The organism is Photobacterium sanctipauli (assembly GCF_003026495.1).
GTDB lineage: Bacteria > Pseudomonadota > Gammaproteobacteria > Enterobacterales > Vibrionaceae > Photobacterium > Photobacterium sanctipauli.
Genome location: NZ_PYMA01000002.1, coordinates 60,119 through 78,026, shown reverse-complemented (window position 1 = coordinate 78,026; position 17,908 = coordinate 60,119). Strand labels below are relative to the sequence as shown.

14 protein-coding genes are annotated in these 17,908 nt (G+C 50.3%); 6 read left to right on the top strand and 8 right to left on the bottom strand.

Going from position 1 to position 17,908, the window contains the following annotated elements; translation table 11 throughout:
• Positions 1 to 180: 180 nt before the first annotated feature.
• Both nifJ and fldA read left to right on the top strand, forming a co-directional pair.
• Positions 181 to 3,759, top strand: a complete 3,579-nt coding sequence (nifJ, locus tag C9I98_RS03600) for a pyruvate:ferredoxin (flavodoxin) oxidoreductase (protein ID WP_107271589.1) — start codon at positions 181 to 183, stop codon at positions 3,757 to 3,759.
• A gap of 100 nt (positions 3,760 to 3,859) precedes the next feature.
• Positions 3,860 to 4,348: a flavodoxin FldA gene (gene fldA / locus C9I98_RS03595; RefSeq protein ID WP_036817465.1), complete on the top strand. Its 489-nt coding sequence runs from the start codon at positions 3,860 to 3,862 to the stop codon at positions 4,346 to 4,348.
• Positions 4,349 to 4,532: 184 nt separating this feature from the next.
• On the opposite strand, the gene C9I98_RS03590 is transcribed toward fldA, so the two are convergent.
• From C9I98_RS03590 to yejK, 3 genes are all read right to left on the bottom strand, one after another.
• Complete coding sequence (locus tag C9I98_RS03590) at positions 4,533 to 4,901, bottom strand: nitrous oxide-stimulated promoter family protein (protein ID WP_081878835.1); 369 nt, start codon at positions 4,899 to 4,901, stop codon at positions 4,533 to 4,535.
• Positions 4,902 to 5,037: 136 nt separating this feature from the next.
• The gene (locus tag C9I98_RS03585; RefSeq protein WP_036817467.1) at positions 5,038 to 6,267 is read right to left on the bottom strand and encodes an Hpt domain-containing protein; all 1,230 of its coding nucleotides are present in this window, start codon (positions 6,265 to 6,267) and stop codon (positions 5,038 to 5,040) included.
• Positions 6,268 to 6,506: 239 nt separating this feature from the next.
• The gene (yejK, locus tag C9I98_RS03580) at positions 6,507 to 7,520 is read right to left on the bottom strand and encodes a nucleoid-associated protein YejK (RefSeq protein ID WP_036817469.1); all 1,014 of its coding nucleotides are present in this window, start codon (positions 7,518 to 7,520) and stop codon (positions 6,507 to 6,509) included.
• Between the two features lie 84 nt (positions 7,521 to 7,604).
• Here yejK and C9I98_RS03575 point away from each other — a divergent pair, with 84 nt between their 5' ends.
• Positions 7,605 to 7,823, top strand: coding sequence for a YejL family protein (locus C9I98_RS03575; protein ID WP_036817470.1), 219 nt, complete (start codon positions 7,605 to 7,607; stop codon positions 7,821 to 7,823).
• Positions 7,824 to 7,873: 50 nt separating this feature from the next.
• Positions 7,874 to 9,715: a DUF3413 domain-containing protein gene (locus tag C9I98_RS03570; protein ID WP_036817471.1), complete on the top strand. Its 1,842-nt coding sequence runs from the start codon at positions 7,874 to 7,876 to the stop codon at positions 9,713 to 9,715.
• 82 nt (positions 9,716 to 9,797) lie between these two features.
• Here C9I98_RS03570 and C9I98_RS03565 read toward each other — a convergent pair whose 3' ends face one another.
• Positions 9,798 to 10,073: a hypothetical protein gene (locus C9I98_RS03565; protein WP_036817472.1), complete on the bottom strand. Its 276-nt coding sequence runs from the start codon at positions 10,071 to 10,073 to the stop codon at positions 9,798 to 9,800.
• A gap of 125 nt (positions 10,074 to 10,198) precedes the next feature.
• Here C9I98_RS03565 and C9I98_RS03560 point away from each other — a divergent pair, with 125 nt between their 5' ends.
• Positions 10,199 to 10,894 carry an SDR family oxidoreductase gene (locus C9I98_RS03560; protein ID WP_036817473.1) on the top strand — a complete coding sequence of 232 codons (696 nt, stop codon included), beginning with the start codon at positions 10,199 to 10,201 and terminating at the stop codon, positions 10,892 to 10,894.
• A 204-nt stretch (positions 10,895 to 11,098) separates the two neighbouring features.
• Entirely contained in the window at positions 11,099 to 12,733 is a 1,635-nt protein-coding gene (locus C9I98_RS03555; RefSeq protein ID WP_107271588.1) for a sensor domain-containing diguanylate cyclase, read from the top strand.
• A gap of 83 nt (positions 12,734 to 12,816) precedes the next feature.
• On the opposite strand, the gene C9I98_RS03550 is transcribed toward C9I98_RS03555, so the two are convergent.
• From C9I98_RS03550 to C9I98_RS03535, 4 genes are all read right to left on the bottom strand, one after another.
• On the bottom strand, positions 12,817 to 14,799 hold the full coding sequence (locus tag C9I98_RS03550) for a DNA topoisomerase III (RefSeq protein WP_107271587.1): 1,983 nt from the start codon (positions 14,797 to 14,799) through the stop codon (positions 12,817 to 12,819).
• 218 nt (positions 14,800 to 15,017) lie between these two features.
• On the bottom strand, positions 15,018 to 16,112 hold the full coding sequence (gene mnmH / locus C9I98_RS03545; RefSeq protein ID WP_036832007.1) for a tRNA 2-selenouridine(34) synthase MnmH: 1,095 nt from the start codon (positions 16,110 to 16,112) through the stop codon (positions 15,018 to 15,020).
• A 2-nt stretch (positions 16,113 to 16,114) separates the two neighbouring features.
• Positions 16,115 to 17,155, bottom strand: coding sequence for a selenide, water dikinase SelD (gene selD / locus C9I98_RS03540; RefSeq protein ID WP_036832009.1), 1,041 nt, complete (start codon positions 17,153 to 17,155; stop codon positions 16,115 to 16,117).
• A 128-nt stretch (positions 17,156 to 17,283) separates the two neighbouring features.
• Positions 17,284 to 17,835: an NAD(P)H nitroreductase gene (locus C9I98_RS03535; RefSeq protein WP_036832012.1), complete on the bottom strand. Its 552-nt coding sequence runs from the start codon at positions 17,833 to 17,835 to the stop codon at positions 17,284 to 17,286.
• Positions 17,836 to 17,908: the final 73 nt, after the last annotated feature.

Genomic DNA, 17,908 nt, shown 5'->3' with positions numbered 1-17,908 from the left:
TGTACCTAGGTTTACCTTGATTATCTAGGTTTTGTAATTCAGGTATATGCCTTTCGGGCTGGCTCTTTGCTACCCACGTTGAGTCGGCCCACCTATCACAATAATAATTCAATCTATGTACCTGCCATGCAGGGACACAGTTTCGTATTTGATGACAGTGCTTGTTCGCTGGAGTTAGTTATGTCTGAACATTATCAAAAAAACACTGCAACCACGGAAAGTCAGGCCTTTGCCACCATGGATGGAAACGAAGCCGCCGCTTCCATTGCCTACCGTTGTAACGAAGTGATCGGGATTTACCCTATCACCCCCTCTTCCCCGATGTCCGAAGCCTGCGAGGTATGGGAGTCACAAGGTAAAGAAAACCTGTGGGGACAAGTACCGCGTGTCATTGAGATGCAATCGGAAGGCGGGGCTGCGGGCGCGGTTCACGGTGCGCTAATGGCGGGAGCAATGGCGACAACCTTCACGTCATCCCAAGGCCTACTGCTCAAAATTCCCAACATGTACAAGATTGCCGGTGAGCTCACCCCGTTTGTGATGCACGTTGCTGCCCGTACTCTTGCCACCCATGCATTGTCTATTTTTGGCGACCACTCCGATGTGATGGCAGTGCGCCAAACCGGATTTGCCATGCTGGCAGCCAACAGTGTTCAGCAAGCCCACGATTTTGCCCTCATTAGCCAAGCGGCAACACTTGAAAGCCGGATCCCGTTCGTTCACTTTTTCGACGGATTCCGCACGTCTCACGAAATCAATAAAATCAAGCTAATAGAAGATTCAACCCTTGATGCGATGATCGACCAGCAACACGTAGAGGCATTCCGCGAACGCGGCCTTACGCCGGATGCACCAAGCATCCGTGGTACGGCGCAAAACCCTGACACCTTCTTCCAAGCCCGCGAAGCTGCCAATATTTACTACCAAGCCTGCCCAGATATTGTGGCGGCCAAAATGGAAAAATTTGCCGAGCTTACCGGCCGCGAATATAAACTGTTTGATTACTATGGCCACCCAGAAGCAACCAATGTTCTTGTTATCATGGGCTCGGCTTGTGAGACGGTTCAGCAAACTATCGACTACCAGCTACAGCTTGGGCAAAAAGTCGGGGTGATCAGTGTTCACCTTTACCGACCATTCTCGCTAAAACATTTCATCTCGGTATTGCCTGCCTCTGTTGAACAAATTGCGGTGCTGGATCGTACCAAGGAAGCGGGCGCTATTGGCGAACCGCTGTATCTGGATGTCGCTGCGACGCTGCAACAAGCATTTAGCGACAACAAAATCGCCCATTTGCCACGGGTGATCGGCGGCCGTTACGGGCTTTCCTCGAAAGAATTCACCCCGTCCCATGTTGCCGGCATTTTCAAAGCCATGGCAAATGATTGCTTGCACCACTCGTTTACCGTTGGCATTAACGATGACATCACCAACCTGTCACTGCCACCCGCGGCTCAGCTCGACCTTGAGCCAAATAGCCGGCTGCGCGCGCTGTTTTACGGTCTCGGGGCCGACGGTACGGTGAGCGCCAACAAAAACACCATCAAGATTTTAGGTGAAAACACTTCGCTCCATACCCAAGGCTACTTCGTCTATGACTCGAAAAAGTCGGGAGGGACAACAGTCTCTCACCTACGCTTCGATCAACGCTCTGTGGAAGCACCGTACCTGATAGAGCAAGCAGAATTCATTGCCTGCCACCAATTCCAGTTCATCAACAAACTGGAGATGTTCGAAAAAGCGACGGAGAAAGCAACGGTATTGATCAACAGCCCGCACGCTGCCAACAAAGTGTGGGGGCACCTACCCCATGAAGTACAGCAAGTCATGATCAACAAACAGCTCAATGTTTATGTCATTGATGCTGTGTCTTTGGCGCGCCAGCTGGGGCTGAAAAACCGTATCAACACCATTATGCAAACGGGTTTCTTCGCATTGAGCGAGCTGATGCCGCTCGATGAAGCCATCAGCCAGCTCAAACAAGCCATTGAAAAGAGCTATGGCAAGCGCGGCCCAGAAGTCATAGCAGCCAACCATGCCGCAGTGGATGCCACCGTTGCGAACCTTACCAAGGTGCTGGTTCCCGAAACGGCAACCAGTCTTTTCCGCCGCCCGCCGGTGGTCAACGAAAAGGCACCGGATCTGGTCAAGCGCGTCAGTGCCATGATGATGGCGGATAAGGGCGATCAACTCCCCGTCAGTGCCTTCCCTGTTGACGGCAGCTGGCCGACGGCAACAACCCAGTGGGAAAAGCGCAACATTGCCCAAGGGATCCCTGTATGGGAAGAAGATCTGTGCACCCAGTGCAATATCTGTACCCTGGTCTGCCCGCATGCCGCCATTCGTGCCAAGGCCGTTGCGCCAGAGGCATTGCATGATGCGCCTGACGGTTTTAAGCACACCGACTACAAACAACGCGACTTCAAGGGCCAAAGCTACACCTTGCAGGTGTCCCCAATGGATTGTACCGGCTGTAATCTGTGCACCATGGCATGCCCGGCCAGCGATAAAAATGACCCTAGCCGCAAAGCAATCAACATGGCGGCCAAGCAACCGGTACTAGAGCAGCAACATGCCAATTATGAGCATTTCCTGCAGTTGCCCGAGCTTGAACGAATCGACATTAAGCGTATTGATGCCCGAACCAGCCAGCTGCTTCAACCATTGTTTGAATACTCTGGCGCGTGCTCCGGGTGTGGCGAAACCTCGTATATCAAGCTGCTTACCCAACTGTTTGGCGATCGCTTATTGATTGCCAATGCAACTGGCTGCTCTTCCATCTACAGCGGTAACCTACCCACTACGCCATACGCTGTTGATCAGCACGGGCGAGGACCGGCTTGGGCGAACTCGCTGTTCGAGGACAACGCTGAGTTTGGCCTTGGTATGCGCCTCGCATTAGACAGCAAGCGCAACAATGCGCTGGCATTGCTCGAAACAGCCACCGATTTCTTGCCACAGACGTTGGTAGAGCAAATCAAACAGGATGCCTTTGATGGCAGCGAGCAAGCAGTGGTACGCCAACGTACCAACATCGCTAAACTGCGCGCCGAGCTACCGTATTCTCACCGCCAGCTAGCCACTCTCGCAGACGATCTTGTCGCAAAAAGCAACTGGATCGTCGGTGGCGACGGTTGGGCTTACGATATTGGCTTTGGCGGCTTGGACCATGTGCTTGCCGGCGGCGATAACGTCAATGTGCTGGTGATGGATACCCAAGGCTATTCCAACACCGGCGGCCAGCAATCGAAAGCCACGCCAACAGGCGCCGTTGCCAAATTCGCCACCCAAGGCAAAACCAGCAACGGGAAAGACTTGGCGCTCAATATGATGATGCACGGCAATGTGTTCGTCGCCAAAATCGCGCTGGGTGCCAACATGAACCAAACCATCAAGGCGCTGCAAGAAGCCGAAGCATACCCCGGCCCATCATTGGTCATCGCCTACTCACCGTGTATCACCCACGGCTTTGATATGGCTGAAGGTGTCGAGCATCAACAGTTACTGGTTGAAAGCGGGCTGTGGCCACTGTTCCGCTTTGATCCGCGCCGAACCGAGAAAGGGCGTGCGGCACTGCAGATGGACTCAAAAGCACCGAAGCGCGATGTCGAAGCATTGATCAGCCGAGAAGCGCGATTTACCCAAATCCTGCGCCGGGATCCAGAGCGCTACCAGCAGAACCTCGAACGGCTTCGTGAACAAGTCGAGACCAAGCACCGATTGCTGGAGCAACTCGGTAACTGGAAACCGGAAAAATAATTCATTACCTACTGCGGGCAACCGCCCGCAGGCCACGTAAATTAAATCAACCACAGCGGATAGCAGCCGCTGTGGTCTATAACAAAATCAGGAGAAAACCATGGCGAACATCGGCCTATTCTTTGGGAGCGACACAGGTAATACCGAAAAAGTTGCTCAGAAAATTGCAGAAAAACTATCGATCGAACTTCATGATATTGCAGGCAATAGCTGCGATGTTTTCGATGACTATGACTTTCTCATCCTGGGCACGCCAACCGCCAACTACGGTGAAATGCAGCCAGATTGGGACTACTTTGTGCCTGAAATGGAAGATGCCGATCTAAACGGGAAAAAAGTCGCGCTGTTTGGCTTGGGCGATCAAGTTGACTACCCTGACAGCTTCCTTGATGCCATGGGCGACTTGGCCGAGTTGGTCGAGCAGGCCGGCGGTGAACTGGTTGGTGAGTGGCCCACTGACGGCTATGACTTTTACGACTCCCGCGGCGTGAAAGGCGGCAAGTTTGTCGGACTGGCCTTGGACGAAGATCGCCAACCCGAGCTAACAGATGATCGTATTGCGACCTGGCTTGCAAGCCTGGGCCTATAATCGATGACTTTGAATTGTGCCTATGCATAGCTTGTACAGGCAATAAAACAATAAGGGCTGCATAATGCAGCCCTTTATGATCTGTTGTCTCAAGCATCTAAGTAATTGACTGGCTAGCTGTTTAGCTACCTAGGTATTAGCGTTTAAGTCTATAAAATCTAAGCTAAAAGGTGTACTTAAACGACTATAGTGATGTTGAGGTATCGACACTCGCCGTTGTTACGTTTGTCGTTCTACGCAGCATGCCAAACCGAAATTTCATCGCTTGTATCGGTCGGCGCCAAGTAAATTTCGGCATTGCCCAGCGAAGTACATGCGTTAAGTGCAAACGCTTCGCCGGTTGATAGCACTGGCTCTGGCATTGTAAGCAGTTAGGCTTGTCATCACCCAAACGGCATTTTGCCATTCGGCTTTCGACATAGTTAATTAACCCTTCGCATTCAGGGCAAACAATTGCCCCACGGTGCAGCGTTTTACAGTAAAGACGAATCATCGCTTTAGCAGTATCCAGTTCACGCTGCTGACGAACTGAATGTGTGTTTTGAACGGTCATAGTGGCGGTATTATCCACCGCTAGCACCATATTCCCTTGATTTAGATCAATTTAGGCGTCTGAACCATCAATTCAAAGCAAAATACTGACGAAAATTACACCAAGTGTCTATTTTTTGGCGAGCAAAAATCGCTCATTAAGCAACCGCCACCTCGGCTAAATAGTCCTTCGCACTGGCAACGGTCTCGGTCAGCACCTGATCAAGCTGTTGGCATTCAGCCATTGAAACCGTTTGCTGTTGCTTTAATTTCAACTCAAGATCAGCCGACAGGCTATTCAACACTGCCGCACCTAGGCTACCCGAAACCCCTTTTAAGCTATGGACCAAACGCAGTGCCTGCTCATCATTTGGGTTGGACTCAACCATTTTTATCAAGGCTTGGCCGTCACCCGCATGCTCCTCGATAAAGATTTCGAGCAGCATCAAGGCCGTGTCCTGATCGCCATCTAGAGAATCAAGTAAGAAGTTCACATCAATCTTGGCGGGTAAATCACCGGAGGTTTTGGCCTCTTCAATGGATTGGGCTGGCTGGTTTTCAACAAACTGCGCGGGTTCGGGCGCGTTGTACTCCTCAAACTCTGCTTTTTCGATAATGCTGTCGATCATTTGCTCATCATTATCAGCCAGGCTGCTGATTTCAGCTTGGCATTGCTTAAGGTGTTCCGTGATCTCAAGTTCAACCTTGGCAATGGCTGTGATAAATTGCTGGCAGTCGGTACGATCGATCTGACCACCTTCACTTACCGTGTGCTCAATATACTCGGTAACTGCGCGTAGCTGCTGGGCACCTAGACTGCCTGCTACCCCTTTGAGGCTGTGGGCCACCAATTTCACTTGGGTTAGATCGCCAGCATCCAAATAGCGCTTCAACTTTTCACCGTCGTCGGCATGCTCTTCAAGGAAAATTTCCAGCAACATTGCGACCGACTCATGGTCGTTATCCATGCTGTCTAAGATATGCTGGATATCAAACACCAGTAAGTCGTCAAACCGAGAAGCTTTTTCTTCTTGTTCACTGCCCTCTATCACAGATGCTTCAACCACTTGCCCCCCAGCATCTGCAACCTCGACATCAACCTCAAGCGCAGCGTCGGTTTCCACCTCAACAGGTTTATCACTTACCGGTGCGGCTTCCTCTATAACCGTATTTTCCCCCTGGCTGGCAGAAACTCGTTCTGAAGGCTGTTGCTCCGTTTGCTTGACTTCATCTTGCTGAACACTGCTTTGCCTCACCATCACAAAGGCACAACCAACGGCAGCCAGCCCCGAAATAGCCGCAACAACATAGCCTAACTGCATGCCACTAAAGCCAGCAAAGGCACCACCAGCACTCACAGCCATCAGAAGAATCATTGATAATTTCATCAAACCCAACCTTAAAGGTGGCAATCAATGCCACATTATCTCAACTATTTATTATCTTGCTAACTGTACCCAACCTTGGTGAAAACAATGTGTTACGCATTGCATATACCTAGAAAGCTGTACACGATTACCTAGATAACTTTAGACAAAGAACGATTGGGGGGGCAAATAACAGGGACAAAAAAAGAGCAACATATTGCATATTGCTCTTTAATCGGTAAATCCCTAATAAAAGTAGATTAATTATCGCTGTTCAAGCGGCGCATCAGCTGGTCTTTTAGATTCGGCGGTACACCTTTCAGCGTCAACGTATCGGTTTCTGCGTCATAGAAAACACGCTCGCCCAGTAGCATGCTATCGAAATTAATGGTCACCCCACCGCCGGAACCGACAAATTTAGTGAGTTTGCGCATCGCGGTGCGATCAGCCGGGAAGCTTTCTTCCAGCTCATAGCCTTGCTGAGAGGTAAACTGGTAGAAATCCGTACCATCATCCGACTCAGGTAGCTCGGCCGCCAGCTCTTTCACTGTTACTTCATCACCAGCCTGAAGCTGGCTATTACAGTAGTCATAAACTTGCTTGCGGTATTCTTGCTTCTCTTCTTTTTCCATTCGCGAGTCAGCACAAAAGTCTTCGACCGCTTGCATCAGCACTTGGTTTTGCTCTTTAACATCCAAGCCAACTTCCGCTTGCATGAAATCAAGGAAGAAATCCGCAATCTTACGGCCAACGCGGCCTTTGATGAAGGTCAGGTAGCGATTTGAATCGCTGTCGGTTTCCCACGAAGACAAGTCGATACGGGCAACAATATCCATCTTACCCACATCCAGGTAGTCGGTTGCGCTGATATCAAGCTGCTCGGTCACCTTCATGCTGTGGCAGGTTGGCAACAGGCCAATAAGCAGGTAATCCGTCGCCAAAGACTGGTACTCGGCAATCACCAAGGTGCCCACATCGGCAAATGGGTATTTCGCCAACTCAGCCTGTAAGCGCTGGGCTGATTGGTTAGAAAAGGTAAGAAAATCCAGCTCACCGGCACGAACTTGTTTCAACCAGTGACTAAATTCACTCTCTTCGGCGAAATGACCAAACCCTTTCGCCCCCTTGCTGCTATAAACTCGATGCAGCTCAGCAACCAGTTCTTCTGTCGCAGAGTTATTCTCAAGCGTTTGTTTTCTTAGGTGAACTTCCAGTTCTTCTGAATCATTCTTTACCAGCTGGTGAAGAATGACGTTCGAAAGTGTAAGACTCATAATGGAAAAATTTCAGTAAATCTAAAGTGTAGGTTATTATAAGTCGCTTTCCTTAACATTAAAGAAGATTAAACAAGACTTCCTATGCCTATTACTTCAAAATACAGCAATAAAAAAGTTGAACAAATCATTGAAGATATGTTCGATGTACTAGAGAAGCACGATGCTTCAGCAGAGCTTGCTCTGATGATCGTTGGTAATATTGCGACTAACATCATTAATTCAGACGTGCCTGCAGCGCAAAGGAAGGCAATTGCAGATAAATTCGCACAAGCCCTGCAATCCTCAATCAAAGAAGATTAATCTTGTTTGCTTACGTTATAGCAAGATAAGACTGGGAAACACTGACATATATGGTCTCCAGCGGTAACAACTACAAAGACAAAGTCTCCCAGCTGATTAGCTGGGGACACTGGTTCAGTTTCTTTAATATCATCGCCGCCATGCTACTTGGCACGCGTTATATTGTGCACTCTGAATGGCCCGAAACCCTTTTGGGTCAAGCCTACCTTGCCTTTAGCTGGGTTGGCCATTTTGGGTTCCTTGTCTTTGGCTTCTATATTCTGATCCTATTTCCGGCTAGCTTTTTGATCCCGTCGCAGCGCCTTATGCGCCTGTTTGCGGTATTGGTTGGCACCATCGGCCTGACAACCTTGTTGTTAGATACCCATGCCTACGAGTCTTTGGAGCTACACCTAAGCCCACTCGTTTGGGATTTGCTGCTAAGTGGAGAAAGAACAGAACTGAATGCCCGCTGGCAATACTTGTTTATTACCGTACCGGTAATTTTCCTGCTCCAGCTGGTGCTGTCAGAATGGCTATGGCGTAAACTGCGAAAACTCACCCGAAAACACGTTGGCGTGCCTATTGCCATGGTTTTCGGGGTCTGCTTTATCAGCAGCCACCTTATTTATATCTGGGCCGATGCTAATTTATATCGCCCGGTAACGGTCCAGCGTTCGAATTTCCCGCTGTCATACCCGATGACCGCGAAAACATTCATGGAAAAACACGGCCTGCTTGACCGCAAAGAATACACTGAGCGCCTCAACGCCCAAGGTGTTGAAGATAGCGATCAGATCCGCTACCCGCTGGAAAAAATGAGCTTCCGCGATCCGGGTACGCAGCAGAACATTCTGGTGTTGATGATCGATGGTTTGCGCAGCGACATGGTTAAACCAGAAGTCATGCCATACCTGTCGGCCTTTGCCGAGCAAAACCTGAACTACACCAACCACTACAGCAGTGGCAACGACAATGACTCCGGTTTATTCGGCCTGTTCTATGGCTTGCCGAGTAGTTATTACAACAGTATCCGCTCGGCGAGTAAGCAGCCACTTATGCTTAATACCCTTGAAAAGCGCGGCTACCAGTTTGGTGCATTCAGTGGCAATGGCTTGGATGAGCCTATTTACCAGGACGCGATCTTTAGCAAGCAAGCATTACCTGAAGCCACCGAAGGTACTGGCGACCCACAAGCCATCAGCGACTGGACGGCATGGCTAACAGAGCAGCCGACGGATTCACCATGGTTTAGCTATATCGAGCTTACCAGTGTTGAAAACTTCGAAGAAGGTGGAGACTACGTCCCTGTTTTTGAACCGTCACTGGGTTCAAATGATACCCAAGGGCAAGACACCAACACCCTGTTCAAGAACAGCTACAAGAATGCTGCCCATTATATTGACGAGCAGCTAATTACCATCTTCGATCAACTGGTGGCGCAAGGCCAAATGGATAACACCATTGTGGTTATCACGGCCAACCACGGCACTGAATTCAATGAAACCGGCTCGAACAGTTGGGGGGCAAATACCAACTACAGCCAATACCAACTGAAAGTACCGATGATCATCCACTGGCCTGATAGTGTTGCCTCAGTCACCAAGCGACAAACCAGCCACCTTGATCTAGTGCCTACAATCATGGAATCGGTATTGAGTACAACGGCACCGACTTCTGCTTATAGCAGCGGTACCAGCTTGTTTAAGGTTAACCCCAAGCGCCGTTGGTTGCTTGCCGGTAACAATGATGACATTGTGATGATCCAGCCTAAGACGACAACGGTGGTCGATAAGTACGGCAATTACCGCGTTTACGACCAAGACTACCAGCAGCTGGACGCCGCAAAGCCTAAATTATCGACGCTGATGCAAGCAATGCACGAAATGAAGCGCTTCTACACGCCTAAGTAGGCAGGACAGCCACCCCAAGCTACAACGAAAGAAGCCGCATGATTGCGGCTTCTTTTTTGTTCTTCTGTCGGCAGGCTAGTGGCTAATGATACTCTTGATTGCTAGCAAAGCATTGCTCAAATCCATCCGACCAGCCATTGGCATATCGGTTGTCAGTTTCCATTCTTTCCGGATCGCGTCTAAACCCTTCCTGGTGTGTTCTCGCGGCCAATTTTCTGCTGCTGCAGCCGTCTTGATAACCATCAAGATAGTTACGGGTAAACCCTAGCTCGGCGAGTTTCTCATGCCGGCTTTCGGCACAACCGACTATGGTGGTCACCGCAACAATGGATGCAAGCAAAATTGGTGCTAACGGCATCGTCTTCCCTTACCTATATGAATACTGACACCTAAAATTTAGAGTGTTCGATAAAATATGACTGTCTTAGTTTCGATACATCCGCTATTTTTATACTCAAATTATCTTAATTAGCTGAAAGCCCTATGACCCAACATGTCCTAATTACAGGTGCAAACCGAGGCATCGGCCTTGCCCTAACCGAGCTTTACCTAAAAAGTGGCTGGTCGGTCTACGCCACCTGCCGTGATATAACCCAAGCCCCCGAGCTCACTGCATTGCAACGTATCCACGAGCACCTCTTTGTTAGCGAACTGGATGTCACCGACCATCACGCTATTGAGCAACTCAGTCAGTCTTTAAAGGCGATAAGCTTTGACTTGCTGGTCAACAATGCAGGCTATTACGGCCCCAAGGGCTACGGATTTGGTAATACCGATGCAGATGAATGGCGCAAAGTATTTGAAATCAATACCATAGCCCCACTCAAGTTGGTTGAAGCCTTTTACCCGCAGCTTAAAGCTAACCAACCGGGTGTTGTCGCTTGCCTCTCATCCAAAGTCGGCAGCATGGCTGAAAACACCAGCGGCGGTGGCTACATCTACCGCTCATCGAAAGCGGCCCTTAACTCCGTGGTGAAAAGCCTCTCCAACGACCTATTACCACAAGGCATTATCTGTATTGCCCTTCATCCCGGCTGGGTACAAACCGAAATGGGCGGGCCGAATGCTTTGATTGATACCCAGACATCGGCCAAAGGGTTGAAGCAAGTTATTGATAGTGTGGGCGAAGCTGACTCAGGCTTGTTTATGGACTATCAGGGGAACTACCTGCCTTGGTAACTAACCAAGGCCCCCCAAAATACCCATAAGGAATAAAGCTATTTCTCAATGTAATTACGCGCTTTCCAACTTGTGTAATGACTCGCAAATTTACCAATTACCATGCATAAGAATTGCATTCTGTGTCGTCAGCAATCATTTTTAGCGGCTAAATCCGTAACAATGACCTAAGAAATCAATAAGAATAAATGGGATACCCTGACGTTGGCACAACATGATCAGCTCAATAGCTTTTATCAGCGAATACTCTCACAGTGGGCAAAAGCCCATGGCTTGCGCACCATTTGCGAGCTAACCAGCCGCAACTTGTTCTTGAGCTTTGGCGTCGAGAAGGCACAGTTGGTTGTTGCTTATAAATCCCGCTGGCGATCCTTGTTGGAGATGCGGCAAGACGGTATTCATTACCAGTTCCCACCCGATGAGATCGCTGACGACAATCTTGTGCCTTTTTACCAAATCACCAAAGCTATCCGCCAACGCCACCCTACAGTTACCGAATTCGATACCGCCAGACGCTTCTTGCTACCGATAGAGCGCCGCTCTACCATTATCGGCTGCTTAATTTTCGACTTACCCAAGAGTGTCACTAACGAAAATATTACTGGTAATGACTTCATCGCGCTTGCCACACTCATTGCCTCTGAGCTCGATTCTTCCTTGATCAATGCCAGTATTCAAGACGAGCATAGCGGTCGGCGCACAGCCGAGCGGGAATTAAAAATTAGCATCGATGAGCAGAATAGTTTGCAGCAGCAGCTGCAAGCACTGCACGATATCTCCTTCAAGCTTTGGCGGGCAGAGTCTGTCGATGACATGCTGTATACCGCCGTCGATGAAGCAAAGAAGTCGTTGAAAATCGACCGGATGGCCATCTTCTTGTTCAATGAAAATCAAAAGATGCACGGGACATATGGGACTGATATCCACGGCAATACCGTGGATGAACACTATTTTGAGGCCGGGATCCCCGACCAATGGTTTTCAAACCGTACCCTCACCAACAAGGAATATTTCGCGGTACAGCATGACACCCCGCTCTACCACGACTTCAAGCAAGTCGGCTTTGGCTGGAATGGCTATATCTCGCTGTGGGATGAAGACACCCCCATCGGCTGGATAGCATGCGACAACCTGCTTAGTGGAATGCCGTTGCACAACAACCACCAGCAATTGCTCAAGCAGTTCGGCTTTATTGTGTCGCAGCATTTAGTCCGTCGCCAGGCAGAGGAGAAACTCAAGCAACTCAATACCGACCTTGAGCTCATCGTTGCCCAGCGTACCGAAGAGTTACAGCAAGCCAATGAAAAACTTGAAAAGATATCCCGCCTTGACGCCCTCACTGATGTCGCCAACCGCCGGGTATTTGATGAAAGGTTCAGCGAGGAGTGGCGCCGGGCAGAGCGCCACCAACTGCCACTGTCTTTGCTAATCATTGATGTTGATAACTTCAAGCTATACAACGACAGCTATGGCCATGCCGCCGGGGATGATTGCCTGAAGGCGGTAGCCACTTGCCTGGCAAGCCTTGAAAGACGCGCCGGGGCATTGTTTGCCCGCTATGGCGGCGAAGAGTTTGTACTTTTGCTTCCGGGACAGGATCATCATGCAGCAAAATATGCGGCGAAGCGGGCTTTGCACTCCATTCAAGATCTTCAGCTGCACCGCACAAAAGGGGCAGACAGTGCACCGAATATCGTGACGGTGAGCATTGGTGGCTGCACCATCATTCCATCGTCTTTTCGCACCCCAAGCCAATTTTTCGAGCAGACCGATCATGCTCTTTATGAAGCCAAGTCAAACGGGAGAAACCAGTACTTCATGTGCCAACACTGCCGCTAGCCGATACCCAATAAAGCCGATATAAATTCTATATATCAACGATCTATACCCTAGCTACTTCAAGATGGGTATAGACACTATTACTAACTCTTGGGTTTACGGCCACCTGATGATGCCCGGCTACGCCCTTTTGAACCAGTGCTTTTCTTTGCCCCGCCTTTGTTATAGCGGCGTTTCTTGCCCTTAAATGGCTCTGGGGATTTTAAGTCTCGCAAACTTTGCGGTACTTCACTGTGCTTTACTTTTTCCATCAGTGCCGACACTTGCTGCTCAAGGGCATCCATGAACGGCTTATAGGCACATTTCTTGTCGGCCATGTCCTGCAGCTGGTGCTCCCAGTGGGCAGTCATATCAGGGTAGGTCGACTCATCAGGCAACGCATAGATCAGCCCGCGCCCCGCCTCTGTCGCATGGATATTCTTGCCTTGGCGCATCAACAATTGGCGCTTAAAGAGGACATCCAAAATCCCCGCCCGGGTCGCTTCGGTACCCAAGCCATCGGTATCTCGCAAAATTTTCTTTAACGAGTTATCAGAAACAAAGCGGGCAATCCCGGTCATGGCCTGCAATAAGGTCGCTTCGGTAAAAGCTTTGGGTGGCTCGGTCATTTTGTCTTTGATCTCGCCATCTTGGCAGGTCAAAACCGTGCCCTTGTCCAATGGCGGGACTTTGTCGGCAAGGTCCGTTTCTTTCGCTGAATCATCGCGGCCAAGCAGCTGGCGCCAGCCCGGAGACATCAACTGCCGCCCTCGGGCAACAAACAAGCCCCCCGCAATGGTAAATTCAAGCTTGGCCTCGCTGTATACCGCCGGTGGATAAAACTGCATCAGGTACTGCCTTGCGATCAGTTGGTACACCTTCTGCTCAGAGGCACTGAGCGACGCGGCATTAATCGACTTGGGTGTTGGAATAATGGCATGGTGGGCATCCACTTTTTTATCATTCCAAGCTTTTGACTTTATTGAAGTATCCGCCCCAGCCACCGCCTGGCTTAGGCTTTGGTCATTATTGGCCACCGCTTGGCATACATCGTTTGCCTGCTTGAAGTGATCCATCGGCAAATGGCGTGAGTCCGAGCGAGGGTAAGTGATCACTTTGTGCTTTTCATATAACGCCTGACAATTTGCCAATACATCAGCCGCGCTCATGCCAAACCGCTTGGCGGCATCGATTTGCAACGCCGATAACGAATAAGGCAACGGCGCATTCTGCTTGGTTTCCTTACGCTCTGACGCCGTTACCTCTGCCGGCTGGCCTTTGATTCGGCTGACGACGTTTTCACACAATTTACGGTTAAGCACCCTTCCTTCTTCGTCCATCCATGGCTGGCAGGCTTCGCTCGGCTTCCAGCGGGCACGGATAGTCATGTCCTGATAAGGGATCAACGCGAACAGCTCAAAAAAGGGCTTGGGAACGAAATTGGCAATTTCATCATCGCGGCGCGTCACCAACCCCAGCACCGGTGTTTGGACTCGGCCAACCGACAGAACGCCGCGGTAGCCCCCTTTTTGCCCCAATAGGGTATAGGCGCGGGTCATGTTCATGCCGTAAAGCCAATCCGCCCGCGAGCGCGCCAACGCCGAGACTGACAACGGAATAAAGTCGCGGTTGCTGCGCATTTTGCCCAACGCGCGCTTAACCGCTGCCGGATTCAGGTCGGAAATCAGCAAGCGCTGCATATTGGCTTTCTTGCCTTGGGCAAGCTTGACGTAATCAATCACCTCGTCCACCAGCAGTTGCCCTTCGCGATCAGGGTCGCCCGCATGCACCACCTCGGTCGCTTGCTTGCAGAGTTTACGGACAACCGCCAACTGCTGCTTGGCTGACTTACGCGGAGATAGTTGCCACTGCTCCGGCACAATCGGCAGATCGGCCATGTTCCATTTCTTGTATTTCTCGTCATAGGCATCCGGCTCAACCTGCTCTAACAAGTGGCCGATACACCAAGTGACAATATCGCCATTCCCCAACTCGATATAGCCATTTTGGCTCTTATGAGGGCGAGGCAATACAGCCGCTATCGCACGGCCAAGGCTGGGTTTTTCTGCAATATAAAGACGCGTCATGGGACTGGAGCAATTGTTCTTAGTAGGGTTTCATTACTTTGAACTATATGAGAAAACAGCCATCAGAACAAGAAATACTGGATATAGATACAGTTTAAAATCGAAGGGAAAAGTTTCGAGAGTAGCGTTTGAGTTGCGCAAAGAATCATTGTGGAAAGACTGACAGCAATAAAATTGATAGCGGTGAAGGCTCGATACCCGCACCGCTAAAATTGCAGTTAGCGCGCGTTTTCAGCCAGCCACGCTTTGACCTCATCGTATTCACCACGGAACACGATGCGATCGGCTTTCTTGCCCAACTGGTAGGTGTACATTGGATCGTAGTACTGCTCAAGCAACAAGCTTAGCCAATCATAATGGCGCTCAAGCGAGCCGGACGATTGCATCGCTTTTACCGCGTTTTGCTGAACGAGCAATAGTTCTTCGTAGCGCTGGAAACCCAGGCGCTTGCGAATGCTGAACATCCCTCTTTCAAGGTACTCCGCAAACTTTTGCCAACCGTCTTCTTCGCCATATTGAGCGACAAAATCGCGCTGCATGCGCACGACATAGTCATCAAGCAAGCGCTCAAGGCGTACGTCCAGCGGATCATCGACAATGGCAATTGGCGCTTGCTGCATTGCTTGGTTGATCGACAAGGGTACGCTAACCGAACCGATGATCTTGCCTTCATCTTCGAAGACAAGGTGATCGTGGCCTGCCGCCTGCTTTTTCAACATCGCCACAGCCAGCACATTCTCAAAATCGATCTGGGTGCGCTGCGGGGTGACATAACGCCCGAACGACGATCCCCGGTGGTTTGCCGCACCTTCCAAGTCGATGGCATTGTCGACTTCGTTGACCATGATAGTTTTGCCGCAACCGGTATTGCCACCAATCAAGGTCATCGGCTTGGCTGCCACAGCATCAATGGTATCGATAAGGTAGCGGCGCAGGGCTTTGTACCCCCCCACAACCATTGGGTAGTCAATGCCGGCTTCTTGCAACCACTGCTGGGTAATACGCGAACGCAACCCGCCACGGAAACAGTACAGGTAGCCGTTAGGGTTTGCTTCACAAAACGCCTTCCATTGGGCAACGCGCTGGGCTTTCACCTCACCATTAACCAATTCATGCCCCAAGGCAATCGCTGCCTGCTGGCCTTGCTCCTTGTAGCAGGTGCCAACCGCCTCTCGCTCATCATCTTGCATTAGCGGTCGGTTATCCGAGGTTGGAAACGCACCCTGAGCAAATTCAATCGGGGCACGCATATCCATCAACGGCGTATCATTAACAAACAGCTGCTGGAAATCTTCACAGTTTGGGCGTGACATAATTAGCAAATCTCAATCAGTACAGCTTGATCATCGGCTGCTTTGGTAAGCTCACCGATCGCATTCAAGGTGATGCCATGCTTCTTAGCCACGTCCTGTACTTCCTGCTCGGCATCTGGGGTAACCGCCAACAACAAACCACCCGACGTTTGCGGATCACACAATAGCGCTTTTTGCTGCTCAGTCATTTCACCTAGGCGGTGGCCGTAACTGTCAAAGTTACGCCCTGTGCCACCCGGTACACAGCCTTCTGCAATGTAATCAAAAACACCTGGTAAATGCGGGACCTGATCAAACTGGATAGTAGCCTTCAAGCCGCTACCTTCACAAATCTCGTTAAGGTGGCCCATCAAGCCGAAGCCGGTTACGTCGGTCATGGCCTTAACACCAGCCACATCGGCAAAATCCACGCCTGGCTTGTTCAATGCGCACATCCAATCACGAGCAAGGTTTTGGTGCTCTTCTTTTAGCTTGGACTTTTTCTCAGCGGTGGTCAGCACACCAATACCCAACGGCTTGGTCAGGTACAGTTTGCAACCCGCTTCTGCTTGGTTGTTGCGCTTCACGCGGTCGGTATCCACAATACCGGTTACCGCCAAGCCAAAAATAGGCTCAGGGGCGTCAATAGAGTGGCCGCCAGCCAGAGAAATACCCGCTTCACGGCACACCGCACGGCCACCTTCAATCACCTGCTGGGCAATTTCCGGCGCCAACACATTGACCGGCCAGCCTAAAATCGCAATGGCCATGATTGGCTTACCACCCATCGCGTAGATATCGCTGATAGCGTTAGTGGCGGCAATGCGACCAAAATCATAAGGGTTATCAACGATAGGCATGAAGAAATCGGTAGTACTCACAACCGCAGTACCATTGCCAAGATCGTAAACCGCGGCATCATCTTTACTTTCGTTACCAACTAGCAGGTTTGGATCCGCGAATGGAGCGAGCTGCGATCGAAGAATAGTATCAAGTACTTGAGGAGAAATTTTACAACCACACCCTGCTCCGTGGCTGTATTGAGTTAGACGAACATTTTCCATGACACGCTCCGAAAAATTTTTACAAGAGCGAGGATTCTACTCCTGCGATCTGGCAGTGTCATCATTCTGGATCAAAAAGGGGAAGCATTTTAGCTTCCCCTGATGGTTAACTTTACCGCCAATAGCGCTTAGAGGTATTCAACAAACTGGGTTAAATCCCTGGCTGGCGCCTTCGCATCGCGGCAACCTGCACTACCGATGTAAAGGAAGCCAACAATAAGATCATCACCTTGTACCCCAAGTGCCTCGCGTACCATCGGGTGGTAGGCCCATTTGCCGGTACGCCAAAAGCCAGAAAAACCTTGGGCTACCGCTGCCATCTGCATAGCTTGCGTCGCACACCCCGCTGATAAGTGCTGCTCGATAGTCGGCACTTTCTCGTGCTCGGTGACTTTGGCCACCACGGTGATCACCATGGGTGCCCGAAAAGGCGATTTCGCGGCCTTTTCGATAACGGCCTCATCGGCACCATCGGCTTTGGCCGCCTCCACCAAGATATCGGACAGCTTGCCTAACCCTTCTTCGCCTTGGGATACGATAAAACGCCAAGGGGTTAAACCGGCGTGATCCGGTGCGCGTAAACCCGCTTGGAAAATCGCCTCTAATGCCTCGCCTTCCGGCGCAGGGGCAACGAGCTTGGGTAACGAACGTCGATTAAGCAATAGGGTGAGTGCATCCATAACTACCTCATAATGAAATTTTGTCCTATACCGACGATAGCATAATTCTTGCGGAGCAAATCCACTGAGAAAT